Origin of the sequence: Micromonospora sp. NPDC049204, assembly GCF_040647935.1 — a bacterium.
Lineage (GTDB): Bacteria > Actinomycetota > Actinomycetes > Mycobacteriales > Micromonosporaceae > Micromonospora.
Genome location: NZ_JBEZDC010000003.1, coordinates 77010 through 102263, shown reverse-complemented (window position 1 = coordinate 102263; position 25254 = coordinate 77010). Strand labels below are relative to the sequence as shown.

Annotated in this window: 26 protein-coding genes; 13 read left to right on the top strand and 13 right to left on the bottom strand. The window is 71.9% G+C overall.

The annotated features are described in order from the left end of the window. Nucleotides 1–160: 160 nt before the first annotated feature. The 5 genes from AB0A90_RS06545 to AB0A90_RS06525 form a co-directional block, all read right to left on the bottom strand. Nucleotides 161–817: a DUF5701 family protein gene (locus AB0A90_RS06545; protein WP_357242728.1), complete on the bottom strand. Its 657-nt coding sequence runs from the start codon at nt 815–817 to the stop codon at nt 161–163. 78 nt (nt 818–895) lie between these two features. Next, on the bottom strand, nt 896–1654 hold the full coding sequence (locus AB0A90_RS06540) for a LytTR family DNA-binding domain-containing protein (RefSeq protein ID WP_357242725.1): 759 nt from the start codon (nt 1652–1654) through the stop codon (nt 896–898). After that, complete coding sequence (locus tag AB0A90_RS06535; RefSeq protein WP_357242722.1) at nt 1651–2877, bottom strand: histidine kinase; 1227 nt, start codon at nt 2875–2877, stop codon at nt 1651–1653. Before AB0A90_RS06535 ends, AB0A90_RS06540 begins: the two co-directional genes overlap by 4 nt. 40 nt (nt 2878–2917) lie before the next feature. After that, nucleotides 2918–4489 carry a sugar transferase gene (locus tag AB0A90_RS06530; RefSeq protein ID WP_357244027.1) on the bottom strand — a complete coding sequence of 524 codons (1572 nt, stop codon included), beginning with the start codon at nt 4487–4489 and terminating at the stop codon, nt 2918–2920. A 264-nt stretch (nt 4490–4753) separates the two neighbouring features. Beyond that, nucleotides 4754–5614, bottom strand: a complete 861-nt coding sequence (locus AB0A90_RS06525) for a DNA-formamidopyrimidine glycosylase family protein (RefSeq protein WP_357242719.1) — start codon at nt 5612–5614, stop codon at nt 4754–4756. Nucleotides 5615–5638: 24 nt separating this feature from the next. Here AB0A90_RS06525 and AB0A90_RS06520 point away from each other — a divergent pair, with 24 nt between their 5' ends. Further along, nucleotides 5639–6904, top strand: a complete 1266-nt coding sequence (locus AB0A90_RS06520; RefSeq protein WP_357242716.1) for a glycosyltransferase — start codon at nt 5639–5641, stop codon at nt 6902–6904. Between the two features lie 167 nt (nt 6905–7071). Here the strand turns inward: AB0A90_RS06520 and AB0A90_RS06515 are convergent, their stop codons facing one another. The 5 genes from AB0A90_RS06515 to AB0A90_RS06495 all read right to left on the bottom strand — a co-directional run bounded on the left by AB0A90_RS06515 (nt 7072) and on the right by AB0A90_RS06495 (nt 10848). Beyond that, nucleotides 7072–7794 (bottom strand): CDP-alcohol phosphatidyltransferase family protein, encoded by a 723-nt coding sequence (locus tag AB0A90_RS06515; protein WP_357242713.1) that lies wholly within the window; start codon nt 7792–7794, stop codon nt 7072–7074. Next, on the bottom strand, nt 7769–8836 hold the full coding sequence (locus AB0A90_RS06510; RefSeq protein WP_357242710.1) for an iron-containing alcohol dehydrogenase family protein: 1068 nt from the start codon (nt 8834–8836) through the stop codon (nt 7769–7771). Before AB0A90_RS06510 ends, AB0A90_RS06515 begins: the two co-directional genes overlap by 26 nt. Then, nucleotides 8824–9555, bottom strand: coding sequence for a phosphocholine cytidylyltransferase family protein (locus AB0A90_RS06505; RefSeq protein ID WP_357242706.1), 732 nt, complete (start codon nt 9553–9555; stop codon nt 8824–8826). Before AB0A90_RS06505 ends, AB0A90_RS06510 begins: the two co-directional genes overlap by 13 nt. 79 nt (nt 9556–9634) lie before the next feature. Then, entirely contained in the window at nt 9635–10402 is a 768-nt protein-coding gene (locus tag AB0A90_RS06500) for a hypothetical protein (protein WP_357242703.1), read from the bottom strand. After that, nucleotides 10399–10848, bottom strand: a complete 450-nt coding sequence (locus AB0A90_RS06495; RefSeq protein WP_357242700.1) for an NUDIX domain-containing protein — start codon at nt 10846–10848, stop codon at nt 10399–10401. The genes AB0A90_RS06500 and AB0A90_RS06495 overlap by 4 nt, the downstream gene beginning before the upstream one ends. 113 nt (nt 10849–10961) lie before the next feature. On the opposite strand from AB0A90_RS06495, the gene AB0A90_RS06490 reads away from it, so the two are divergent. The 4 genes from AB0A90_RS06490 (at nt 10962) to corA (ending at nt 14568) form a co-directional block, all read left to right on the top strand. Beyond that, complete coding sequence (locus AB0A90_RS06490; protein ID WP_357242697.1) at nt 10962–11354, top strand: CBS domain-containing protein; 393 nt, start codon at nt 10962–10964, stop codon at nt 11352–11354. Between the two features lie 83 nt (nt 11355–11437). Next, complete coding sequence (locus AB0A90_RS06485) at nt 11438–11896, top strand: ester cyclase (RefSeq protein WP_357242694.1); 459 nt, start codon at nt 11438–11440, stop codon at nt 11894–11896. A gap of 106 nt (nt 11897–12002) precedes the next feature. Continuing rightward, nucleotides 12003–13097: a PLP-dependent aminotransferase family protein gene (locus AB0A90_RS06480; protein ID WP_357242691.1), complete on the top strand. Its 1095-nt coding sequence runs from the start codon at nt 12003–12005 to the stop codon at nt 13095–13097. 322 nt (nt 13098–13419) lie between these two features. Then, nucleotides 13420–14568 (top strand): magnesium/cobalt transporter CorA, encoded by a 1149-nt coding sequence (gene corA, locus AB0A90_RS06475; RefSeq protein ID WP_357242687.1) that lies wholly within the window; start codon nt 13420–13422, stop codon nt 14566–14568. Between the two features lie 70 nt (nt 14569–14638). On the opposite strand, the gene AB0A90_RS06470 is transcribed toward corA, so the two are convergent. Further along, nucleotides 14639–15433, bottom strand: coding sequence for a hypothetical protein (locus AB0A90_RS06470; RefSeq protein ID WP_357242684.1), 795 nt, complete (start codon nt 15431–15433; stop codon nt 14639–14641). A gap of 84 nt (nt 15434–15517) precedes the next feature. Here AB0A90_RS06470 and AB0A90_RS06465 point away from each other — a divergent pair, with 84 nt between their 5' ends. Next, nucleotides 15518–16048 carry a peptidylprolyl isomerase gene (locus AB0A90_RS06465; protein WP_203119037.1) on the top strand — a complete coding sequence of 177 codons (531 nt, stop codon included), beginning with the start codon at nt 15518–15520 and terminating at the stop codon, nt 16046–16048. Nucleotides 16049–16148: 100 nt separating this feature from the next. After that, the gene (locus AB0A90_RS06460; protein WP_357242680.1) at nt 16149–17060 is read left to right on the top strand and encodes a rhomboid family intramembrane serine protease; all 912 of its coding nucleotides are present in this window, start codon (nt 16149–16151) and stop codon (nt 17058–17060) included. Nucleotides 17061–17128: 68 nt separating this feature from the next. Here AB0A90_RS06460 and AB0A90_RS06455 read toward each other — a convergent pair whose 3' ends face one another. Then, nucleotides 17129–17554, bottom strand: a complete 426-nt coding sequence (locus tag AB0A90_RS06455; protein WP_357242677.1) for a PH domain-containing protein — start codon at nt 17552–17554, stop codon at nt 17129–17131. A 248-nt stretch (nt 17555–17802) separates the two neighbouring features. Between AB0A90_RS06455 and AB0A90_RS06450 the strand changes: the two genes are divergently transcribed. The 6 genes from AB0A90_RS06450 (at nt 17803) to AB0A90_RS06425 (ending at nt 23568) form a co-directional block, all read left to right on the top strand. Beyond that, the gene (locus tag AB0A90_RS06450; RefSeq protein WP_357242674.1) at nt 17803–18975 is read left to right on the top strand and encodes an acetyl-CoA C-acyltransferase; all 1173 of its coding nucleotides are present in this window, start codon (nt 17803–17805) and stop codon (nt 18973–18975) included. A gap of 77 nt (nt 18976–19052) precedes the next feature. After that, the gene (locus tag AB0A90_RS06445; RefSeq protein ID WP_357242670.1) at nt 19053–20060 is read left to right on the top strand and encodes a phosphotransferase; all 1008 of its coding nucleotides are present in this window, start codon (nt 19053–19055) and stop codon (nt 20058–20060) included. 111 nt (nt 20061–20171) lie between these two features. Beyond that, entirely contained in the window at nt 20172–20678 is a 507-nt protein-coding gene (locus tag AB0A90_RS06440) for a hypothetical protein (RefSeq protein ID WP_357242667.1), read from the top strand. 85 nt (nt 20679–20763) lie between these two features. Beyond that, nucleotides 20764–21456, top strand: a complete 693-nt coding sequence (locus AB0A90_RS06435) for a response regulator transcription factor (RefSeq protein ID WP_357242664.1) — start codon at nt 20764–20766, stop codon at nt 21454–21456. After that, nucleotides 21449–22912 (top strand): HAMP domain-containing sensor histidine kinase, encoded by a 1464-nt coding sequence (locus AB0A90_RS06430; RefSeq protein WP_357242661.1) that lies wholly within the window; start codon nt 21449–21451, stop codon nt 22910–22912. The genes AB0A90_RS06435 and AB0A90_RS06430 overlap by 8 nt, the downstream gene beginning before the upstream one ends. Before the next feature lie 56 nt (nt 22913–22968). After that, nucleotides 22969–23568: a hypothetical protein gene (locus AB0A90_RS06425; RefSeq protein ID WP_357242659.1), complete on the top strand. Its 600-nt coding sequence runs from the start codon at nt 22969–22971 to the stop codon at nt 23566–23568. 31 nt (nt 23569–23599) lie between these two features. On the opposite strand, the gene AB0A90_RS06420 is transcribed toward AB0A90_RS06425, so the two are convergent. Then, on the bottom strand, nt 23600–25201 hold the full coding sequence (locus AB0A90_RS06420; protein ID WP_357242656.1) for a ricin-type beta-trefoil lectin domain protein: 1602 nt from the start codon (nt 25199–25201) through the stop codon (nt 23600–23602). Between the last annotated feature and the right edge of the window lie 53 nt (nt 25202–25254).

Below are 25254 nucleotides of genomic sequence, written 5' to 3'. Positions count from 1 at the left end.
TCCCCAGGTAAGGGTGGTGGGGCGCCCGCGCAGGCTTCGCCCACCCCGACCCTGCGCCCCGTACCGGAATCGGTAGCAGAAGAATAGGCCAACGGCGATATCCGCCGGCAGGGCCGGTCGGGCGGATCCGCGCGACCGGTCATCCCTCCTCAGCGGACTGTCACTCCAGGCCGACGCGCTCCGGGCGGGCCGAGGCGGAGCCGAGCCAGGTGTGCGGGTTGCCGTACCAGCACCAACCCAGCTTCGGTGCCCCCTGGCTGATCCAGATCGCCGGCACCCGCTTGTCGCCGCAGCGGGATCCGATCAGCGAGAAGCACCTGTTGCTCGCCAGCGCGGCCGGGTGCAGTGTGACGAAGGCGAGACCCTCGTCGATGGTGAGCGGCAGCCGGCCCTGGGCGGTGATCCCCTCCATGGCGGTGATCGGGGGCAGGTTGCGGAACTCCTCGCCCCGGTCGACGTCGAAGAGCAGGTAGGCCGGCCCGGCCGGCGTCTCCAGTTCCTTGATCGGATCGAAGCGCGGCAGGTCGTCGTCGGCGTAGTTGCGGTCGACGACGCCGGGCTTGCGCTTGCCGGCCAGGGTGGTGCGGCTGACTCGTTCCGGCACCCCGATCAGGTCCCGGGTGATGACCAGCAGGAACGGCACCCGGGCGTCGGTGGGGGCGGACAGGTCGGCGGTGCCGTCGATCGCCCTGGCCCGTAGCGGTGCGACCAGGTCGCGGAAGGCGTTCTCGGACTGCCCCGCCAGATCGGGGTAGCCAAGGTGCACCAGGTGGTCGACCTGGCGGTCGAATTCGGTGGCAGCGTCGAACACGGGCATCTCCGTTCGTCGTAAGCAACGTACCGTACGACGTACGGAGAGGCGCGCTTATTCCCGCCGCAACGAGGAGAGCCGGGGTCAGCGGCCCCAGTCCTGCTTCGCCGCCCGGACCAGCTTGTCCTTCAACTCCCGGGTGTGCCGCCGGCTCACCGGCAGCTCGGTGGCGTCGATCACCACGACATAACCGGAGTTGACCAGCCGCAGCTCCGCGATCAGCTTCAGCTGCACCAGGTACGACCGGTGCACCCGGACGAAGCCGGCATCGGCCCACCGCTCCGCCAACGTGGCCAGCGACACCCGCACCAGGTGCGACCCGTCCGCCGTGTGCAGCCGGGCGTAGTCGCCCTGCGCCTCCACCCACCGCACCGCCGAGCGGGGCAGCATCCGGGTGGTGCCGGCCAACTCGATGGGAATTGTCGGGTCCTCCTCGGTGCGGGCCAGCGCCGCCGGATGCGACGGCACCACCCGCGACCCGATCACCCGCCGCAGCGACTCGGCCAGCCGATCGGCGCGCACCGGTTTGCGCACGTAGTCCGTGGCACCAAGGTCGAAGGCGTCCACCGCGCCGTCGTCGTACGCGGTGACGAACACGATCGCCGGTGGCCGGGCGAAGCGGCGCAGCACCCGGGCCAACTCCATCCCGTCCAGGCCGGGCATCCGGATGTCCAGGAAGACCACGTCCACGTCGCCGTCGCGCAGCAGCCGCAGCGCCTCGGTGGCATCCCCGGCCGTGTGCAGCCGGGCCACCCGGGGATCGGCCCGCAGGTGGTACGCCAACTCGTCGAGCGCGGGTGGCTCGTCGTCCACCGCCAGGACCCGGAGGAAGCCAGTAGTCACGAGCCTGCCCGTACGCCGGGGTGGAACTTCGGGATCCGCATGCTCACCTTCGTGCCCGAGCCCAGCCCGGTCTCCACCACCAGGCCGAACCGGTCCCCGAAGACCGAGCGCAGCCGCTCGTCGACGTTCGAGAGGCCGACGTGCTGACCCGGGTCGTCGCCCGGGTCGCCGGTGCCCCGGGCCAGCTCGGCGATGCCGGCGGTCAGCGTGGACGGGTCCATTCCCACTCCGTCGTCCTCCACCGTGATGTGGCATTCGGCGCCCGCGTCCCGGGCCTCGATGCTCACCATGCCCGTGCCCGGCTTGCGGGACAACCCGTGGCGAACCGCGTTCTCCACCAGCGGCTGGAGGCAGAGGAACGGCAGCGTCACCGGCAGCACCTCCGGGGCGATCTGCAACCGCACCTGCAACCGGTCACCGAATCGAGCCCGCTCGATGGTCAGGTACCGGTCGATCGACCGCAGCTCCTCGGCGAGGGTGGTGAACTCCCCGTGCGCCCGGAACGAGTACCTGGTGAACTCCGCGAACTCCAGGATCAGCTCCCGGGCCCGCTCCGGGTCGGTGCGGACGAACGAACCGATGGCGGTCAGCGCGTTGTAGATGAAGTGCGGGCTGATCTGCGCCCGCAACGCGCGGATCTCGGCGCGGGCCAGCCGCTCCCGCGACGAGTCCAGCTCGGCCAGGGCGAGCTGGTTGCCGGCCCAGTGCGCGGTCTCCAGGGTGGCCTGCACCAACCCGGGGGCGGGCGGGCTGTCGGCGATGGCCACCAACGCGCCGACCACCCGGCCGTCCGCCCCCTGTAACGGCGCGACCACCGCCCCCCGGATCGGGCAGTCGACCCGGTCGCAGTGCAGCTCCTGCTCGCCGAGCACCGCCGACCGCCCGGTGTCCACCGTCCGCCGGGCCGCCGCGAGCAGTTGGTCGCCGTGGTGTGTGCCCCGCCCGTCGAGGGCCAGCAGCCGGTCGACGTCGGTGAGGGCCAGCCCGACCGCGCCCACCAGGGCACGCAGATGGCGTACGGCCTTCGCCGCGCCCGCCGCGCTCAGCCCCGCACGCAGCGGCTCGGCGGCGAGACCGGCGGTGTGCAGGACCTCGTAGGTGGCTCGTTGGGTGGCGGTGGCGATGCCCCGGCGGGCCCGCAGCCGCAGCACCGCCAGCAGGGCGGCGGTCAACGCGGTGACGAGTGACACGACGCCGACCACGGCGGAGAGGTTGGCGCCCACGCAGTGATCCTTGCCCCTGGGAGCCGGTGCGCCAAGACCCCTAGTACGCGCCCTTGCGGGCGAGCACCACGCCGACCGTGCGCCACAGGATGCTCAGGTCGTACGCCAAGGACCAGTTGTCGACGTAGTAGAGGTCCAGCCGGACCGACTCGTCCCAGGACAGGTCGGAGCGGCCCGAGACCTGCCACAGGCCGGTCATGCCGGGGCGGACCAGCAGCCGCCGGCGTACGTCACCGAGGAAGTCGCCGTCGTCGGCCGGCAGCGGGCGTGGCCCGACCAGCGACATCTCCCCCCAGAGCACGTTGATCAGCTGCGGCAGCTCGTCCAGCGAGGAGGCCCGCAGGAAGCGGCCCACGGGGAAGACCCGGGGATCCTGCTTCATCTTGAACAGCATGCCGTCGGTCTCGTTCCGGTCGACCAGGCTGGCCAGCCGGTCCTCGGCATCGACGTACATGGTCCGGAACTTCCACACCCGGAACGTGCGCCCCTCGTGCCCCACCCGGGGCTGGCGGAAGAAGACCGGCCCGGGGTCGGAGATCCGGATCGCCAGGGCGATGCCCAGGAAGAGCGGGGCCAGCACCAGCAGGCCGAGGCCGGCGGCGACCCGGTCCATCAGGTTCTTGGCCAGCAGCGCCGGCCCGGAGAGGGTCGGTTCCTCGACGTGCAGCAGCGGCAGACCCTCGATCGGGCGGATGTGCACCCGGGGGCCGGCGATGTCGGTCAACTGCGGGGCGACCACCAGATCGACGCCGGAGCCCTCCAACTGCCAGGCCAGTCGGCGCAGCTCACCCGGCTCCGCGCTGGCCGACCCGCAGACGGCGATGGTGTCCCCGCCGACCTCACGGACGAGAGCGAGGACGTCACGTCCGGCGTACACCGGGACCGGCGTCGGCATGCCTCGGGCCGCCGCGTACCCGTCGGTGATGTGGATGGCGACGGGCATCAGCCCGGCGGCCGGGCTGCGGGTGACCGCCGCGTAGACCTCCAGGCACTCCGGCAGGGTGCCGACCAGCACCATCCGGTGGGCGGCCTGGCCGGCGCGTCGCCTGATGTAGTGCAGCGCCCAGCGGGCCACGAAACGGCCCCACAGGATCAACAGCAACGCGCCGAGCAGCGCCGTGCCGACCGTCCAGCGGGACAGCGCGGTCTTGGTGGCGAACGCGAGGAACGAGACGCTCGCGGCGACGGTCACCGCAGCGCGGATGACCCGCTTGAACTCGTCCGGGCCGAGCCCCAGATAGCGCCGGTCGTAGGCCCGGTTGCTCCAGAGGATGACCACCCAGCCGAGCGGGAGCAGCAGGTAGGAGACGGTGTGGAACCAGGTCGGGTCCTGCTTGAGGTCGTTGAACCCGGAGGCGGCCTGGTCGAACAGTTGGATCGCGATCCAACTCGCGAACGCCGCCGCGCCGAAGTCGAGCAGCAGCAGGACGGCGATGTAGGGGCGGTGCCAGCGGGAGACCCGGCGACGCGACCTCGTCCACGCCGACCGGGGGACGCCGTTGTGAGACGGCGGCGTCGGCGGCTGGATCTCGAAGCTGTCGACGTGCCGCACGAGTCTGCTCCGGCCTTCGTTGGTTACCGGGCGCTGGAGGCTTGCCGTCACCTCACCCATGTCCTCCCGCATGACACGGGCCGCTCACTCGGAGTGAGGACCCGGGTCGCCCACCGTCCCAGTCTCCCACGCGGGCTCCGACCGGTCGCCGCCCCGAAGGAGATTGGCGAGCGATGGTGCCGGTGCGATCTGGCCGGCTCCGCACCATTTCAGAAGCCGGGGACCGGGCCACTATACCGATGGATGCGCGCGTGGCCAGAACGGCGGACCGGAGCTTCCGCTCACCGTGGGCGATTCCGCTGCGTAGTCGCCGAGTGGAATTACTCACCGTACAAGTTTGGACAACCGTCGGTCAGCGAGCGGTTTGCCGCCGGTCTGACACGTCGCGCAGTACTGGAGGCTGGAGTCGGCGAAGGACACCTCACGCACGGTGTCCCCGCACACCGGGCAGGGCAGCCCGGTGCGGGCGTGCACCTTCAACCCGGAGCGCTTCTCGCCCTTCAGCTCCGCAGCCCGCTGACCGAGGGACCGATCGACCGCGTCGCCGAGGACCTGCCGGGTGGCCGCGTGCAGGGTGGCGATCTGGGCGTCGGTGAGCCGATCGGTGATCGCGAACGGGGACAGCTTCGCGGCGTGCAGGATCTCGTCGGAGTACGCGTTGCCCACCCCGGACAGCACCGACTGGTCGGTCAGCACCCCCTTGACCTGCCCCCGCCGGCTGCGCAGTCGCTCGGCGAAGGTGGGCAGGTCGGCGGCGAGCGCGTCCGGACCCAGCTTGACCACCCCGGGCACCGCCGCCAGGTCGGTGACCAGGTACGCGGCCAGCTTCTTCTGGGTGCCGGCCTCGGTGAGATCGAAACCGGAGCCGTCGTCCAGGCGTACGCGCAGCGCGATCGGACCCTTGCCGGGGCGCAGCGGCGTGGTGGCCGGGAACGCCTCCCGGTAGTGCAGCCAGCCCGCCCGGGCCAGGTGCACCACGAGGTGCAGGTCACCTTCGAAGAGCACGTCGAGGAACTTGCCGTGCCGGCCGGCGTCGACCACCGCCCGGCCGGCGACCGCGCTCGGTGCCGGTTCGTACGTCTTCAGGGCGCTGATCGCGGCGATCTCCAGCCGATCGACGCGCCGGCCCACCGCGCGCTGTCGCAGATAACCCGCGAGCGCCTCAACCTCCGGTAGTTCGGGCACCAGTCAACGGTAGCCTTTCTTCCCGTGAGAATCGTGGTGGCGCACAACCGGTATCGGGAAGCCCAACCCTCCGGCGAGAACACCATCGTCGACTCGGAGATCGCCCAGCTCACCGCCGCCGGCGTCGAGGTGCTGCCCTTCATCCGTAGCTCGGACGAGATCCCGTCGATGTCGAAGGCGGCGAAGGCGCTGCTGCCGATCTCGCCGATCTGGGCGCCGCGTGCCCAGCACGACCTGAGCCGGCTGCTCACCGAGCGCCGACCGGACGTTCTGCACCTGCACAACCCGTACCCCCTGATCTCGCCCTGGGTGGTGCGGACCGCGCACCGCCACGGCGTGCCGGTGGTGCAGACGGTGCACAACTACCGGCAGGTCTGCTCGTCGGGGATCTACTTCCGCGACGGCGTGATCTGTCAGGACTGCAAGGGTCGCGTGTTGGGGGTGCCGGCGATCAAGCACCGCTGCTACCGCGACTCGGCGGCGCAGAGCGCGTTGATGGCGACCACCCTGGCCGTGCACCGGGGCACCTGGCGCTCGGTCGATCGGTACGTCGCGCTCACCTCGGCGATCGCCGATCACCTCCGCGACTACGGCATTCCGGACGAACGCATCGTGGTGAAGCCGAACTCCGTACCCGACCCGGGTCGGCCGGCGCCACTGGGGGACGGGTTCCTCTATATGGCCCGGCTCTCTCCGGAGAAAGGCGTCGACCTGCTGCTGGACGCCTGGCGGCGGCACCCGGTGGGCTCGCTGGGCACGCTCCGCGTGGCGGGCGACGGGGAGCTGCGCCCGCTGGTGGAGGCCGCCGCCGCCGAGCGACCCGACGTGGTCTACCTCGGTCAGCTCGACCGGGCCGGCGTGCAGGCCGCCGTCGAGGCGAGCGCGGTGGTGATCGCCGCCGCGATGTGGCACGACGTGCTGCCCACCGTGATCATCGAGGCGTTGGCGAACGGCCGGCCGGTGCTCGGTACGGCGTTGGGCGGCATTCCGTACCTGGTGGGGGCCGACGCCCCGCACGAGCCCGCCGGCACCGGCCCGGCCGAGGTGGCCTCCGCGGTCGTCGGCGGCGGGTCGCCCATGCCGGTCGGCATCGAGGTGGGCGAGGCCGGCTGGGTCGTCGCACCGGAGCCGGCCGCGGTGGCCGCCGCCCTACCGGTCGCCCGCGCCGGTGCGGCCGGACTGGCCGTGGCCGCCCGCGCCCGCTACGAGCGGATCTTCCACCCCGACGTGGTAACCAAGCAGCTCATCGACATCTACGCGGGCCTTGCCCGCACCCCCAACCGCGTCTGAACCCCGGTCCCGCCCGCGCCGTCGACGCGCAGGCGCCCCCTCGCCGTGACCGCCCCTGCCTGGGCATGATCGCGCTCGAACCAGGATGTAGTCCCATCCGGCTGCTCCGAGGCCACTAGATCCTGGATCGAGCGCGATCTTGGCGGTCCGGTGCGGATCGGGGTGGGTCAGCGCAGGGAGGCGCGGGCGGAGAAGGCGATGCTGGCCAGCAGGAAGCCACCGTTGACGATCGTGAACGCGACGAGCACCCAGAGGACCAGCGCGGGGGCCACGGCGAGCACCAGGGCGGCCACGAAGACCACCGCGCCGTAGTCGCGGACCAGCTTCACGAGACGTACCGGCAGTGAGGTCGAGGTGACCATGCTGGCGGCGTTCGGGCCGGCCTGCATCACCGACGTGACCAGGTTGACCATCCAGGTCCCCGCGAACGTCGCCACCAGCCAGGTCGGGGTGGACGGCTCCTGCGCCACGGCGGTGGCGGCCAGCGCGGCGACCAGGGCGATCTGCGCGGCCACGTCGCAGAGCACGTCGATCCGGGCGCCGGCCGCGCTGCCCTGGCCGGTCACCCGGGCGAGCTGCCCGTCGGCGCAGTCCAGGGAGTACGCCACCTGCCAGCCGACCAGCGCGAGCAGGCCGACCACCCAGGCCGGTGTGTCACCGGCGGCGACCGGGCCGGCGAGCGCCACCACGGTGACCGAGGTGGCCAGCCCGAGCACCAGGTTGGTGATGGTGAGCGCCGTGGGGCGCAGCCCGAGCCGCTGGGCGACAAGTGCGAAGACGGCACCCAGCCACTGACTGATCGACTCGCTGAACAGGCCGCCGCCCCGGTTCACCCGGTGGAAGTCGGCGACGGTGGGACGGGGGTCAGCCAAGCTGGTCGCGGATTGCACCGGCGTAGTCTGCCAGCCGCTCCCGGGTCTCGGTAGGCGACAGCGCCAGGTGTTCGAGGATGGTGTAGCGGTCCGGTCGGGTACGCGGCGCGAACTGCACCGCCTCCACGAACTGGTCGTCGCTGAGCCCCACCTCGGCGGGGAGCCGGGGCAGACCGTGCCGGGCCAGACAGGCCGACATCTCCCCGAAGCGGCGCAGGTCCCCGCGCAGCCAGGTGCAGAACAGCGCGCCCAGCCCGGCCAACTCGCCGTGTGAGGCGGTGCCGGGGAAGAGCGCGTCGATGGCGTGCATGATCTCGTGGCAGCCGCCACTGCACGGACGGCTGGTGCCCTCGATGGCCATGGCCAGGCCGCTGGAGATCAACGCCTCGGCCAGCACGGTGACGAAGGCGTCGTCGGCCATGTCGCCCGGGTGGTTGAGCACCGCTTCGGCACCCGCCCGGGACAGCGAGGCGGCGAGCCCGTCGAACGGTTCGACGCGTACCCGGCGGGCCAGTTCCCAGTCGGCCAGCGCGCTGATGTTGCTGATCACGTCGCCGATACCGGCCCGGTTGTGCCGGTCCGGGCCGCTCTCCACGAAGTCCAGGTCGACGATCACCGCGATCGGGATGTGCACGCCGTAGGAGCCCTTGAGCCCGTCGGTGATGAGGCTGGCCACCGGGGAGGCGATCCCGTCGTTGGCGAGGCTCGTCGCCACCGACACCATCGGGAGGCCCCGGCGGGTGGCCGCGTACTTGGCCACGTCGATGGTCTTGCCGCCACCGATCCCGACGACCGCGTCGTACGACCGGGCGCGCAGTTTGCCACCGAGGTCGTCGGCGGCGTCCAGCGTCCCCCCGGAGACGGTGAAGACGTCCGCCGTCCGCAGGGACGGTCGGATCAGCTCCGCGATCTGGGTGCCCTGACCGGGGCCGACCACGACCGCGACGTCACCGCCGGCGGAGATCCGCCCGTCGGCCAGGATCGCGCCCAGGTCGGCCACCGCCCCCCGTCGCACGTCGATGTGCAGTGGGGTGAGGACGCTCCGAGCTAGTAGCGGCACGCGATCTCCCGTGCGCGGGCCAGGTCGGCGTGGTTGTCGACCTCGACCCACGGGACGTCACCGATCGGCGCCGCCCGCACCTCCCCGCCGCGGTCGGAGAACTCCTGGTAGCCGTCCTCGTAGTAGAGGTTCGGGTCCCGCCGCCAGGTCGCCTCCAGCGCGTCGGCGAGCGCGTCGGCGACCTGCGGCTCGATGAGCGTGGCGCCGATGTACTCCCCGTACGCCTCGCCCGGGTCCATCAGCTTGGTGATGCGGGTGAGCTGGCCGGCGGCGTCGAAGGTGGTCTTCATCTCCTCCTCGGCCAGCGGCTTGAGGGTGTCCACCGCGAGCAGGATGCCCGGCCCGCGCTCGGCCAGCAGGGTCTTCTCGATGCTCACCGGGTGCACGGTGTCCCCGTTGACCAGCAGCACCCCGCGCGCGAAGTACTCCCGGGCCAGCCAGAGCGAGTACGCGTTGTTCCACTCCTCGGCCTTGTCGTTGTGCACCAGGGTGAGCGTCACCCCGTACTTCTTCTCCAGGTCGGCCTGCCGCTCGCGGACCGCGTCCGCCGCGTAGCCGACCACGATCACGATGTCGGTGAGCCCGACCTCGGCCAGGTTGCCCAGCGCGATGTCCAGGATCGTCGTCTCGCCGTCCACCGGTACCAACGCCTTAGGCAGGGTGTCGGTGTACGGGCGCAGCCGGCGTCCCGCTCCGGCCGCGAGCACCATTCCGATCATCGCGACATCCTCCCTCGTCCTGCTCCCGGTCACCGCTGGAGGATAGCGCCGGCTGGCCTCGCCGCTCCGGCCAACCGGGTCAGCCGGGCAGCGCGGCCAGGTCGGCGAGCATGGTCAGCCGCTCGTCCGCGCTGAGCACGGAGTACGGGCCGGCGGCCCGTCGGTCGGTTTCCAGCTCGATGGCGAGCCGTTCGGGGCCGGCCGGCAGGGCGGTGATGCTGGATGCGGTGTGCCCGGCGGCGGCCCAGGCGTCGGCGTGCGCGTCGGCGCGGTGGTAGCGCAGCGTGCCGAGCCGGTTGAGCAGCAGCACACCCGGAGGGGTGCCGTCCGGTTCGTAGGGGGGTGCCATCGCGGCGAAGGCCGAGCCGCCCCGGTCGCCGTCGGTGTCGGCCAGCACCAGGGCGTACGACAGCAGCCGGCCGAGCAGCGCGACCAGCCGGGACACCCGCTCGTCGTGCCCGACCCACAGCTCCTCGGTGACCTCCGCGTGCACCTGGTACAGCTCGGTGAGGAAGGCCGCGCCCCGCTCGGTGGCGGAGAGCGAGCCGTCCGGGCGGCGGTGGAGCATCCCGTGCGCGACCTGCTTGTCGACGGTCCGCCGGCAGACGACCGGGTCGTGGTACCGGGTGATCGCCGCGAACCCGGCTCCGTCGACCGTGCCGCCGGGTGCGGCCAGCCGGGTACGCAGGTCGACCAGGAAACCGGTCGCCGTCACTCCGCCGTAGCGCTGGCTCAGCTCGGCGCCTCCGCAGTCGCGGCCGGCCAGCATGCCGGCGCGGAAGACCCGGTCCACGGCCGGGGCGAGCAGCCCGGCGACGCGGTGCGGCGCCAACTCGACGGTGTTCACAGACCGATCGACCGCAGGACGGCGAAGCCCTCCTCCGCGATCCGTCGGATCAGTCCGTCGTTGACGTCGCGGTGCTCGTCCAGCACGGCCACCTCGTGCTCGGCCAGCCAGCGGAACTCGGTGTGCTTGCCGGCCTCCAGCGTCGGGCGGTCCAGGTCACCGTCGACCCGGACCAGGAAGTCGTACTCGGTCCGGGCCAGACCGTCGTCACCGACGTAGCTGTACTCGCCCACCTGGCCCAGGACGTGCGAGAGGACCCAGCCGGTCTCCTCGGTGATCTCCCGGCGCAGCGCCTCGTCGATGTCCTCGCCTGGTTCGAGGTGGCCACCGACGATGTCCCAGCAGTCGGGGAAGAGGCGTCGGTGCGGTGAGCGGCGCTGGAAGAAGATGCGGCCGTCATGGTCGACGATCAGCGCGCCGGCGCAGCGCAGGGGCTCGGTGGACACGGTCCGACAGTAGCGAGCGGCCGCCGGTACGGCGATGTTCGGTCTTGTCCCGGAAACATCCACGGACGACCATGTCCGTACCGGAGGCCACCGTCCCAAAGGAGTGATGTGTGATGCAGGTACGGGATGCCATGTCCAGCCAGGTTCTCGTCGTCGGTCCGGAGCACACGCTTCGCCAGGCGGCCCGGATGATGTCGGCCCGCGGTGTCGGGTCGGCCGTCGTGATCGACCCGGACTCCGAGGGGGTCGGGATCATGACCGAACGAGACGTGTTGAAGGCCATCGGCGCCGGCCTGGACTGCGACGTGGAACGCACCGGTGCCCATCTGACCTGGGACGTGGTCTACGCGGGGCCGGAATGGACGGTGGCCGAGGCGGCCGCGGCCATGGCCCGTGGTGGATTCCGGCACCTGGTGGTGCTGGACGGCCGCGAGGTCGCCGGGGTGATCTCCGTGCGGGACATCATGCGGGTCTGGTCGGAGGGTCAGGTGGCGGTCACGACCTGAGCCGCGCAGGTGTGGCGGGCCGGATCGACGGGTAAGGATCCCCTGCGGGCGCGGAGGTGCCGTGGCCCGCGAGGGAGGGCCCGATGCGTGACGCGGAGCGCCTTGTCGAGCAGCAGTACGCCATGCTCCTGTCGCGGGACGTGGCCCGTCTACCTGACCTCTACGCCCCGGAGGCGTTCTACGCCATGCCGGGTGTGACGGTCCGCCCGATCGAGTTGCCCGCGCTGCTGCGTACCTGGACCGGTGCCTTCCCGGACCTGCGGGTGGACCCGATCGGCGCGGTCCGTACGGGCGGCGGGGCGGCCGTCGAGCTGCGCCTGACCGGCACCCACACCGGCACGCTGCACTCGCCGTACGGCACCGTCGCGCCCACCGGCCGGTTGGTGAGCTGGGAGGTGGCCGACGTGGTCCGGGCTCGTCATGGTCGGATCACCGCCTGGCGTTCCTACTTCGACTGGAGCCAGCTCCTCGACGCGCTCGGCGTGCAGTTTGAGGGACTTTCCCGGGTGGCGCACCACGACGCGCTCGCACTTCCGGTCTGATCTGTCGCCGACCGGTGGAGTCGGGTCACCCGTCCCGGTGGCTCAGGATGCGGACATCGCCGTGCCGTCCGCGCGTCCCCCGTCGCCGCCCGTACGCTCAACATCCATGACCGCCGAGCAATTGATCTCCTTTGCCCGTGGGGCTCCCTCGCTGGACATCGTCGATGTCGAGGGGCTCAAGGCCGCCGCCGTCCGCGCCTTCGACGCCGACCCCGCGGGGGTCACGGCGTACGGCACCTCCGTCGGTTACCTTCCGCTGCGGAAGTGGATCGCCGACAAGCACGGCGTCCAGGCCGACCAGGTGCTGGTCACCAACGGGTCGCTTCAGGCCGACGCGTTCCTCTTCGACCACCTGGTCCGCCCCGGCGACGCGGTGGTGGTGGAACGCCCGACGTACGACCGGACGCTGCTCAACCTCCAGCGCATGGGCAGTGAGCTGCACGGCATCTCGGTCCAGCCGGATGGGCTCGACACCGCCGAGCTGCGCAAGTTGCTGGAGTCCGGGGTGCGGCCCCGGCTCGCGCACGTCATTCCGAACTACCAGAACCCGGCCGGCATGACGCTCTCGCTGGAGAAGCGTCGGGAGTTGCTCGACCTGGCCGCCGAGTACGAGTTCACGATCTTCGAGGACGACCCGTACGCGGACGTCCGGTTCCGTGGCGAGGCGCTGCCGTCGATGCTCTCGCTGGACACCCGCAACGTGGTGGTGCACGCGTCGAGCTTCACCAAGACGGTCTGCCCGGGTGTTCGGGTCGGATACCTGGTCGGCCCGGCGGACCTGATCGCCGACATCGCCAAGAACGCGACGAGCCTCTACATCTCCCCGGGCATGGTGTCGCAGGCGATCGTGCACCAGTTCTGCGTCTCCGGTGACATCGACCGCTCGATCGAGACGGTCCGGGCGGCGCTGGGCGAGCGGGCCCGGGTGCTCGCCGAGTCGCTGCGCCGGCACCTGCCGCAGGCGCGGTTCGTGGAGCCCGACGGCGGCTACTTCCTCTGGGTCGAGTTCCCGGAGGACGTGCTCGTCGATCGGCTCGCCCCGGCGGCGGCCGAGCGGGGGGTCGCCGTGGTCAAGGGCAGTGACTTCGTGCTGGAAGGCGGGCGGCACGCCCTTCGGTTGGCCTTCTCGGCGGTGACCGCCGACAAGATCGACGAGGGTGTCCGTCGGCTCGCCGAGGCCGTCGAGGCGGTCCGCACCTGAGCCGTCTGTCGGGTTCCCGACAGAACGACGACGCCAACCGCCTCGGGGCTCCCGCCCGGGGCGGTCGGCGGCCCACAATGCTGCGAGCGTCACCCATCAGCTGTTACGGAGGTCACTCGCGGCCTTCGGACCGGCGACGACCTGGGTGCCGCGGCAGCACAACCTCCCGCCCCCACAGGTGCCGGGTGGGCCGTGTCGTCCCCGCACACCCCCCGATGCGGCCCGGCCCGCCCGGCGCCGCCCCACGCGACCGCCGTCACACGTGACCCGGACCGCGGTCGGCGTAGCCTGCAAGCCGCAGCCGAGCGTGGGAGGTGACGCGATGACGGATCGCACAGAGCGGGACCGGACGGCACCGCCGACCACGGGTCGGGTGCTACGGCCTCGCGCGTGGCCCTCCCCGGTCCGGGCGATGACCCGGATCCTCAACGCCGACGGCTCGCCGCCCGTGCCAGCGCCCACTGGCACCGACCGCAGCGCCGTGGTCGACTGCGCGCTCTACGTCGACGGCAAGCGGCAACCCGGTGACTGGACGTACGCCGACGCGCTGACCGCGGCCCGCCGCGAGGAACACGGCTTCGTGTGGCTCGGTCTGCACCAGCCCGAGTTGGCCGAGATGACCGCCATCGCGGAGACCTACGGTCTGCACGAGCTGGCCGTCGAGGACGCCGTGAAGGCCGAGCAGCGCCCGAAGCTGGAGCGGTTCGGCGACGTCGTCTTCCTGGTGCTGCGTACGGCGCGGTACTGCGAGCACGCCGAGCTGACCGAGAACTCCGAGGTCGTGGAGACCGGGCAGGTGATGCTCTTCATCGGCCCGAACTTCGTGATCAGCGTCCGGCACGGTGATGCCTGCCGGCTCGCCCCGATTCGCGCCGACCTGGAGACCAAGCACGATCTGCTGCTGCACGGCCCGTGGGCGGTGGCGTACGGGGTGACCGACCGGGTGGTCGACCTCTATCTGGAGGTGGCCGAGCAGATCGAGGACGACCTCGACGTGCTGGAGGCGGAGGTCTTCGATCGGCAGGGCCACGGGCGGATCCAGCGGATCTACCAGATGAAGCGGGAGCTGGTGGAGTTCAAGCGGGCGGTGGTGCCGTTGCAACGGCCGCTGATGACGCTGACCTCCCAGGTCAACCGGGACGTGCCCAAGGAGATCCGCAAGTACTTCCGGGACGTGCAGGACCACCTGAGCCGCACCGTGGAGCAGGTGAACTCCTACGACGACCTGCTGAACTCGATCCTCCAGGCACGGCTGGCCCAGGTCACCGTCGACCAGAACAACGACATGCGCAAGATCGCCGCCTGGGCGGCGATCGCCGCGGTCTGGACCTCCATCGCCGGCGTCGAGGGCATGAACTTCGACAACATGCCCGAGCTGAAGATGACGTACGGCTATCCGGTGGCCCTGGCCCTCATGCTCGGCGTCTCACTGGCCCTCTACCGCTGGTTCCGCCGCAACGGCTGGCTCTGACCGCGACACGTTCAGGTGCCGGCGAGCGGGGGCAGCCCGCTCGCCGGCACCTGAACGCGTTGTCGCTGGGTCAGCGGCGGCCGTTGGTGCGGGCCGTGTCCTTGCCCAGTGCCTTGGTGAGGTCGTCGGTCGGCCGACCGGTGACGTCCGTGGCGCCCTCGGCGACCGAGGGGACCTTGTCGGTCGGGCGGATCCCGGTCTGCTTCGCCGGGGCGGTGGTGCTGGCGCTGCTGCCGCCGGCCACCGCCGAGCTGCCCGCGCCGGTCATCCCCGCCGCGCCGGTCATCCCCGCCGCGCCGGCCATGGCCGCCCCGTCGGTCCCCTTGGGGGCGGACGGCGTGCGCACCTCGATCGAGTCGACCTCGTCGCGCATCGGTTCGAGGTTGCGGGTCGGGTCGTACTCGGCCCACTCCTGCTGCTCCCGGCGGCGGCGCATCGCCACTGCGCCGGCCAGGCCGGCGACGACACCCGCGGCCAGCAGGCCGGTCATCATCGAGCCGCGACGGCGCGGCTGCTTCTTCTTACCGGTGATCCGCATGGTCTTCGACTTGGCCTTCCTGGTCAGCGGCCCTGCCTGCGCGGCGCCGTCACGGGCCGCCGCGGCCAGCGGTGCCAGCGTGGTGAGTGTCGTCCCCCAGCCGGTCGACGCCTGGTCGCGAACCCTCGCCGCGGCCGGCCCGACGTAGCCCCGGGCTACCTGGACCCGCGGACCGACGGTCGCGCCAGCACCCTTCGCCGCGTGGTTGGCTGCCTGCATCAGGTGGCTGATGCTCTGGTTCAGCTCGGCCTTGGCCAACTGCCCCTGGGACTTACGCCGCCCGAATCCAAACACGGTCCTACCTCCTGGGAGTTGTTCCTTCGTCATCCTCCACCAACGGATGCCTCCGCGATGCCAGATCGGGCACATGGGAGGATCCGCATGGAACTGACCAACGAGTGAGGAGTACCCGTGGCCGAGGCTGTCTACGCCACCCTGCACACCAACGCTGGCCCGATCCGGCTGGAGCTCTTCCCCAACCACGCGCCGAAGACCGTCCGCAACTTCGTCGACCTGGCCGAGGGCAACCGTGAGTACACCGACCCGCGCACCGGTCAGCCGGGCAGTGGGCCGTACTACGACGGCACCATCTCGCACCGGGTGATCAGCGGTTTCATGGTCCAGATGGGCGACCCGACCGGCACCGGTCGGGGCGGACCGGGCTACAAGTTCGCCGACGAGTTCCACCCGGAGCTGCGGTTCGACCGTCCCTACCTGCTGGCGATGGCGAACGCCGGACCGGGCACCAACGGTTCGCAGTTCTTCATCACCGTGTCCCCGACGCCGCACCTCAACAACCGGCACACGATCTTCGGCCAGGTTGCCGACGAGCAGTCGGTGAAGGTCGTCGACTCGATCGCCAGCACCCCGACCGGCCCGAGCGACCGTCCCCTCCAGGACGTCGTCATCGAGCGGGTCGAGATCGAGCGGTCTGCTTCCTGACCGATTCGCGAGGTACCTTTGCTCGCATGATTGAGCGCTCCGGAGCACCGCACCGGCCGGAGTCGGTGGATCGCGCGGCGGTGGACGGAGGGTCGGCCCGGTGAGCGAGTCTCCGCCGACCACCCCGGTCTGCTACCGGCACCCCGGCCGGGAGACCTATGTCCGGTGCACCCGCTGCGACCGGCCGATCTGCCCGGACTGCATGCGGGAGGCGTCCGTCGGGCACCAGTGCCCGGAGTGCGTCAACGAGGGACGTCGCAGTGTCCGGCCGGCGCGTACCGCCTTCGGTGGCGGTGCCGCCGGCCGGCACGGCTATGTCACCAAGGCGCTCATCGCGCTGAACGTGCTGCTCATGCTGCTGTCCATCGCCTCCGACCGAGGTGGGGACGCGGCGGTGGGCGGTTCCGGCTTCGGCGGTCTGATGGGCGGCGGCACGCCGCTGACCAACTGGGGGTCGGTGCTCGGGCTGGCGGTCCTGCCCGACGGCACGCTCGGCGGGATCGCCGAGGGCCAGTGGTACCGGCTGGTCACCGCGATGTTCCTGCACTACGGCGTGGTCCATCTGCTGCTCAACATGTGGGCTCTGTGGGTGCTCGGCCGATCCCTGGAGGCCAGCCTCGGCCGGGTGCGGTTCGCCGCGCTCTACCTGATCGCGGGCCTCGGCGGCAACGTGGCCGCGTACCTGTTCAGCGCCCAGAACTCGGCCACCGCCGGGGCGTCGACCTCGATCTTCGGGCTCTTCGCCGCACTGCTCATCATCGAGCGCAAGATGGGTCGGGACATCTCCCAGATCATCCCGATCCTGGTGATCAACCTGGTGTTCACGCTCGCCGTTCCGGGCATCTCGATCCCCGGGCACCTGGGTGGCCTGGTGGTCGGCGCGCTGATGGCGCTGGTGCTCGCGTACGCGCCGCGTGGTCGACGCACGTTGGTGCAGGTCGCCGGCGGGGCGATCATCCTGCTGATCCTGCTGGGCCTGGTCCTCTTCCGCACCGCCGCCCTGCTCGGTTGACCTCTCGATCGAGATCTTGGAAGGAAGGTGCCCCCGGAGGGGCGGTTTCCTTCCAAGATCTCCGGGTGTCAGGAGCGGCGGGCGGCGCGTAGCGCGGCGGCGACCTCTTCCGGGGTGGCGCCCAGGTCGTATCGGCCGAAGAGGTGCAGTGACTCGCCCGCGTCGATCTCCAGGACCTCGGACGTGAGCCCCAGTCGCGGTCGCCGGTCCACGGTGATCGCCTCGATCGCCGGCCAGGGCAGCAGTCGGCGACCAGCGAACCCGCGAATGACGGTCAGTCCGGCCGGATCCGCCGCCAATCGGACCGGTGCGATCAGGTCGCGTACCGCCCAGACAGCCAGCGCGGCGGCGGCCAGGACGGCCAGCACCAACCGCACCGGGTCGCCGTCGGCGAAGAGCAGCCCGAGCGCGACCAGCAGGACCCCACCGGCCAGCTTCGCCGCCGGTAGGCTCGCCGGCACTCGCCACTGCCGGACCGGGGAGATTTCATCCACCCGCTCAGCATGCCAGCGGCTGCCGGCTCCCGGCAGTGCCCGCCCGGCCCGCGAATGCCCGCCCGGCCCGCGAATGCCCGCCCGGCCCGCGAATGCCCGCCCGGCCCGCGAATGCCCGCCCGGCCCGCGCTCGTGCCCGACCGGCTCGGGCGCACCGGCGTGCCGGTGGAGGGAGAGCAGCCCGGGGGCAGTCAGCCGCTCCAGGGAGGACGTAGGATCGGGGCAGCCCAGGTTACCGGGGAGTAAACATGAGTGACGCGGTCATCGTCGGCGCGGTGCGCACCCCGGTCGGACGGCGGCGGGGCAGCCTCGCCGACGTCCACCCGGTAGATCTCTCGGCGCACGTGCTGCGCGCCCTCGCCGAGCGCACCGGGATCGACCCGGAGCAGGTCGACGACGTCCTCTGGGGCTGCGTGTCCCAGGTCGGCGAGCAATCGTGGAACATCGCCCGCAACGGCGTGCTCGCCGCCGGCTGGCCCGAGACGGTGCCCGGCACGACCCTGGACCGGCAGTGCGGCTCCAGCCAGCAGGCCCTGCACTTCGCCGCCGCGACCGTGCTCTCCGGCCAGGCCGACCTGGTTGTGGCCGGCGGTGTCGAGTCGATGACCCGGGTACCGATGGGCTCCAGCGTGGCCGGTGGGATGCCGTTCAGCGACCAGTTGCGCGCCCGCTACCGAGGCGTCGAGGGCTTCGCCGACGACACGCCGCTGCCGTTCAACCAGGGGGTCGGGGCCGAACTGATCGCCCAGCGGTGGCGCCTCTCGCGCACCCAGTTGGACGAGTTCGCGTTGGCCAGCCACGAGAAGGCAGCCGCCGCACAGGACGCCGGGGCGTTCGATCCGGAGCTGACCCCGGTGCCGCTGGGCGATGGGGGCAAGTTCGCCGCCGACGAGGGCATCCGCCGGGAGACCTCCCTGGAGAAGCTGGGCGAACTGGCCACGCCGTTCCGCGCCGACGGTGTGGTGACCGCCGGTTCCGCGTCCCAGATCTCCGACGGCGCGGCGGCGCTCGCCGTGACCACCTCCGACTGGGCCAGCCGGCACGGCCTGCGTCCGCTTGCTCGGATCCACACCGCCGTGGTCGCCGCCGACGACCCGGTCACCATGCTCACCGCACCCATCCCGGCCACCGCGAAGGCGCTGCGCCGCGCGGGGCTGGGCATCGAGGAGATCGGGGTGTACGAGGTGAACGAGGCGTTCGCCCCGGTCCCGCTGGCGTGGCTGGCGGAGACCGAGGCCGACCCGGAGCGGCTCAACCCGCGCGGCGGGGCGATCGCCCTCGGTCACCCGCTCGGTGGTTCCGGCGCCCGGATCATGACCACCATGCTCCAGCACATGCGGGACAACGGGATCCGCTACGGCCTACAGACCATGTGCGAGGGTGGCGGCATGGCCAACGCCACGATCGTCGAGCTGATCTGAGGACACCTCCGCCCACACGTCCGGGCGGTGCGGAAAAGGGGTCCCCAACTCCCGGACGACGGCCTAGGGTGCCCAGCGTGACGACGATCGAGCGTGCCCCGGACTGGTCCGGAGAGCAGTGGCGGACGCAGGCCCGGTCCTGGGTCGACGAGCAGTTGACCCGCGCGGGTCGGCGGGTGACCGGGCCGGTGGAGCCGCGGGTCCGTCCGTGGTCGCTGGTGTGGCGGGTGCCCACCGACGGTGGTCCGGTCTGGTTCAAGGCCAACAATCCGGGCACGGCGCACGAGGCCGCCCTGATCGCGAGACTGGCCCGGCTCACGCCGGAACGGGTGCTCACCCCGATCGCGGTGGACCCGGAGCGGGGCTGGTCGTTGCTGCCCGACGGCGGCGAGTCACTGCGCGGCCTGCTGGGCCGCGACCCGGACCTGACGCACTGGGAGCGGGCGCTGCCCGGGTACGCCGCCCTCCAACTGGCCACCGCGGCGCAGGCCGACGAGCTGGTCGCCTCCGGCGTACCGGACCATCGGCCCGAGGTGCTCGCCGACCTCTTCGTCGAGCTGCTCGACGACCGCGCGTCGCTGTTGCTCGGTGCGGAGGAGGGGCTCGACCCCGAGATGTACGACCGGCTGCGGGCGGAGGTGCCGTCGTACGCCGAGCGGTGCCGTCGGCTCGCCGAGTTCGGCATCCCGGCCACGGTGCAGCACGACGACCTGCACGACGACAATGTCTTCGCCGGTCCGGACGGGTACCGCTACTTCGACTGGGGGGACGCCTCGGTGGCGCACCCGTTCGGCACGCTGCTGGTGACCCTGCGTTCCATCCGGTACGCCGACGAGCTGGCGGTCGACGACGCCGGGCTGGCCCGGTTGCGGGACGCCTACCTGGAGGCGTGGACCGACCGGTACGACCGGCGGACCCTCCTGGAGGCCGCCGACCTGGCGATCACCCTGGGGCCGGTGAGCCGGTCGCTCTCCTGGCGTCGAGCCCTGGACACCACCGAGGAGTCGCGGTCCGAGTACGCCGCCGCGGTCCCCGGTTGGTTGTCGGAGCTGTTCGCCGCCAGCCCGATTCGGCCCAACTCGTGACCATGATCCGTCCGAGTCGGAAGTCGGACAGGCAGTGCGACACGCGGCGTGGAACTTCCAAAAAAACGGCGTGACCCACGTCACCCCGCTGGTGGCGTCGTTGTGCAGGTCATGGACGTCTTCTCCCGAACGTTCCTCCCGGCCGCCTCCGAGGCTGGCCTGGCCGTGCAGACGGTGAGCCGGCACATGCCGGTCTTCCGACGCTGCGTCGGCTCCGGTGACGCCACCATCCTGGTCACCCGTTGCAGCCGCCCCGACCGCCCGGTCACCGGCGACTACCTCCTACTGCTCACGCACCGTCGGCTGGTGGTGACCCAACAGACCCGTCTCCTGCACCGGCTGCGCCTGCACCTCAACACCGAGCTGCGCGAGCTGAGCAACGTGACCTGGAGCCCGGACCCCCGACTGCACTCGGTCGAGATGGCGGCCACCGCGATCGACGGAATTCGTGAGCGGTTCCTGATCCGCACCAGCCACCCCAAGCAGGTCTGGCAGCTCGACGCGCTGCTCAACCAGGCGTTCCGGACCCGCCTGCGGCCGCCCGGCGCCCGGGTCGTCGCCAGCATCGGTGACGCGCCGGCCGACTCGCGGCCCGGCATGTTCGCTCCGTCCTGGTGAGCTGACACCCGACCTTCGCGACGCCTTTACCGAACTCGAACACGCGCCGATCGCGCCGAGCCCCGCCGTCGGCAATCATGGGCCGGTGACCGTCGAACCGCCGCACCGCGGGCTCGTCCTCGTGGTCGAGGACGAGCCGGCCATCGCCGACCTGGTCCGGCTCTACCTCGCCCGGGACGGATTCGGCGTCCACCTGGAACGCGACGGCGAGGCCGGTCTGCACGCGGCCCGCCGGTTACGCCCGGTGGCCTGCGTCCTGGACATCGCGCTACCGGGCCTGCCCGGCACCGAGATCTGCCGCCGGCTGCGCGAGGCGGGCGACTGGACCCCGGTCATCTTCCTCACCGCCCGGGACGACGAGGTGGATCGGATCGTCGGCCTGGAGTTGGGCGCCGACGACTACGTCACCAAGCCGTTCAGCCCCCGGGAGTTGGTCGCCCGGGTGCGCGCGGTGCTGCGGCGCTCCGCCGGTGGCCCGGAGGGCGCGGACCGGCCGCGGGTCGTCGGCCCGGTGACGCTCGACCCGGCGCGGCGCACGGTCACCGCCGCGGGCGCGCCGGTGCAGCTCACCTCCACCGAGTTCGACCTGCTGGCGCACCTGATGGCCCGGCCCGGTCGGGTCTTCACCCGGGAGGAGCTGCTGGCCGGGGTCTGGGGTTACGCGGCGCACGCCGGCACCCGCACGGTCGACGTGCACGTCGCCCAGGTGCGGGCGAAACTCGGCCCGGCCAGCGTCATCAAGACCCACCGTGGCGTCGGGTACGCGGTCGATGCCTGACCACTCCGGGCGCGTCGGGTCGCCGACCATGACCCTGCCGGTGGTCGGCGCCGGCCCGCCCGCCGCACCTCGACGAGGCCGACTCGGCCGTACGCTGACCGCCCGCGCGGTGCTCGTCACCTGCGCGGTGGCGCTGGTGTCGGTGCTGGTCACCGCCATCGTCGCGGTGCCGTTGGCGATCCGTGGCGCGGAGCGACGCGATCAGGAAGCGCTCGCCGCCCAGGCCCGGCTGGCCGCCGAGGTGCTGCGGACCCGCCTGGACCGGGGTCGCAGCGCCGACGAGGAGCGGCTCATCCAGCAGCTCCGCAACCAGGGCATCGACGCGTACCTGATCCGGCGCGGGGCGGTCGACCGGCCGGGCCTGCCACCCAGGGTGGTGCAGCGGATCGAACAGGGCCGCAACGTGTCGGTGCGGCGCGTCGTCAACGGGGAGCGTGCCCTGGTCGAGGGCCGGGCGCTACCCAACGGCAACGGGGTGGTGCTCTCCCGTGCGGCGTCACCCGGGTTGTGGGCACAGGTGCTGCTGAGCCTCTGGTTGCCGCTGCTGGCCGGGTTGGCCGCCGGTGTGGTCGCCGGGCTGCTGCTGGCCCGCCGGTTGGCTCGGCCGATCCGCGTGGCGGCCACCGCCGCCGCCCGGCTACGCGCCGGCGACCGCGCCGTCCGGATACCTGTCGAGTCACCGGACGAGGTCGCCGACCTGGCCGAGGCGTTGAACGGTCTGGCCGGCGCGCTGGCCACCAGCGAGGGCCGGCAGCGGGAGTTCCTGCTGTCCGTCTCGCACGAGCTGCGCACCCCGCTGACCGCGATCCGGGGGTACGCCGAGGCGCTCGCCGACGGGGTGCTCGGCGCGGACGACACGGTGGACACCGGTCGGACGATGCTGACCGAGGCCCAACACCTGGACCGGCTGATCGGGGACCTGCTGGCGCTGGCCCGACTGGAGGCCGCCGACTTCCCGCTGGAACCGGTGCCGGTGGACCTGACCGAGCTGGCCGTGCACGCGGAGCCGACCTGGGCCGGTCGGTGCGCGGCGGTGGGGGTGCCGTTCCGGTTGGAGACGCCCGGTCGGCCGGTGCCCGCGTACACCGATCCGGGGCGGATCCGGCAGGTGCTGGACGGGTTGTTGGAGAACGCGCTGCGGGTCGTACCCCCGGGGTCGCCGGTGGTGCTCGCGGTCCGGCCGGCCGCGGACCCGGCCTCCGGCGGTGAGCTGGAGGTCCGGGACGGCGGACCCGGCTTCACCGACGACGACCTGGCGGTGGCGTTCGAACGCGGTGCGCTGCACGAGCGGTACCGGGGGGTGCGCAAGGTGGGCAGCGGGCTGGGGTTGGCGCTGGCCGCCGGCCTGGTCCGTCGGCTGGGCGGGGAGATCGCCGCGGGTCACGCGCCGGAGGGCGGCGCGGCCTTCACGGTCCGGCTACCCGGTGATCCTTACCTGACTCGAACATCGGCCTGACGCTCCGCTCGTCCTCGGCGGGAATGCTGAGGACTCCACGGACGAGAGGGAACGTCATGCCACGTTGGGGATTCGCCACCGGCACCACGGCACTGCTCGCGGCGGTCGCACTGGGCGTCACCGGCTGCGGTGCGGCCGAGGTGGCCAGCCAGCCCGCCCGGGACGCCGCCGTCGACGTCGCCGCCGCCCTGGGGGTGGAGGGTCAGGCGCTGACCGCGATGGGCTTCGACCCCGACGAGTTGGACGTGCGGACCGTCGCCGCGCCGGCCACCCCGACGCCGGGTGCCTCCCCCACGGCCAAGGACAAGGCCCGGGACAAGCGCGGCGAGGAGTGGCGCAAGCGCCACCAGGCCCGCGTGCTGTTGCGCAGGAACACCCTGCACGGTGAGGCGGTGGTGAAGGCGAAGGACGGCGGTACGCAGACCGTCACCGTGCAGCGCGGCGAGGTGACCGCGATCAACGGCGACTCGATGACCGTCAAGTCCACCGACGGCTTCACCCTGACCTGGAGCTTCGGCGACGATCTGCGGGTCGTCGAGCGCCGCGCCACCGTGCAGCCGAGCGAGGTGAAGGTCGGCGCGACGGTCGGCGTCGCCGGTGCCAAGGACGGCGACAAGGGAGTGGCCCGGCTGATCCTCATCCCCGGCGCCAAGTGAGCGGAAGGGGCCTCAGCCGAGGCCCCTTCCCTCAGTAGACGCGGGAGCCGATGAAGTCGTCGTGACCGTAGCCGACCGGGTTGGCGGCGGTGCGGGCCTCGAACGACCACTGCTGCCGGGTGCTGCTGGAACAACTCGCCAACCGCAGGCGGGAGCTGCCCAGCAACGGGTTGTCGAACGCCACGCAGAGGTTGCTCGCCGCCGCCGGCCGGAGCTGGTTGCCGACGAAGACGAACTGCTGGGCGCCGGTGCCGTTGCAGTCGTAGATGTTGACCGCCGTGCCCGAGGTCATCGAGCTGTTCGAGACGTCCAGGCAACGGTCGTGAGACAGCTCCGAGTGCAGTGACCGTCGGGCCGAGTCGTACCAGAAGCCCTGGTTACGGCCACCGTGACAGGCGTGCGGCTGCTGCACGGTGCCGTTGCGGGAGTCGTACCCCCTGCCGTCGACGCAGGTGCCGGTGGCCAGGTTGCGCAGTTGCCCGAACTCCAGCAGCCCGGGGTAGAGCACGCCGCCGCCGGTGCTGGCCGGGTCGACGCAGCTCGCCCGATCCTGGCCGGAGTTCCAGAACTGGGTGATGCACTGGGCGAACATGCCGTGCCCCCGGGCGTTGGGGTGGAACGACTGCCGGGCGGCGTTCTCGTTCCAGATCCCGACCTCGATGAAGAGGCCGCGGACCGAGGTGTTGTCGGTGCACACCTCGTGGCCGTGGAAGAGTCGGCTGGCGTCCAGGTAGCGGGTGCCGGTGTTCGCGGCGGCTGCCCGCAGCGCCGACTCGAACAGCGGCACGGCCTTGTTCCGGGCGAACGCCGCGTCGGCCAGGTAGAGCAGGCAGCCACCGGAGTACCAGCCGGGGAAGTTCGGGTTGTCCTCCACGTCCGGGCTACCCGGGCTCGGGTACGACATGAGCACCAGCTCGTAGTCCGAGCGCAGGTAGCCGGCGTCGGTCATGGTCTGCCGGATGTCGGTGAGCGCGTCGGTCACGGCCTGCCGACTGCCGTCGGTGCGGATCGTCCACTGGTCGGTGTAGGTGGGATAGCAGGGCCCCTGGAAGAGGACCCGACGGACGGCGCAGTCGGTGGCGACCGGGCCGAACTGGATGGTGCCGTCACCGTTCGCGCCGACCACCACCCAGATCAGCTTCACGTGCGTGTTGCGCGCCTTGATGCCCAGGTGGTCGCCCTGGTTCAGCTCGTTGTGCTGGGTCGGTCCGCCGGCGATGAGGTTCCACGGGGTGGCACCGGAACAGGCGATGTTGTACTGCGTGTCCGACGGGATGCCGGTGCGGAAGACCGCCTGGTCGTACGAGCGGTCGCACCAGTTGCCGTCCTGGTGGGTGCCGGGGACGTAGTTGCCGACGCCCTCACCGGAGATCTCACTGTCGCCCATGGTGATCAGCGCGGTGCGACGTTGCTCGATCGGACGGATCGCGGGGCTGCCGTAGAGGGCTGTGGCTTCGGCGGCCCGGACGGCTTCGAGGTTGGCGGGGAGCGGCTGGACGGCGGGCCGGTCGGCGGCGGTGGCGGGGGTGGCCGGTCCGGCGAGCATCGGTAGGACGAGAGCGGCGACGGCGACGGCGATGGTGCTGGCCCGTCGTCGGGTCGCGCGTTCGGGCCTGGCGGGGATTGCAGGCATCGACGCACTCCTTTCGGCTCAGCCGCGGGACGTCGACTGAGTTACCAGACGGT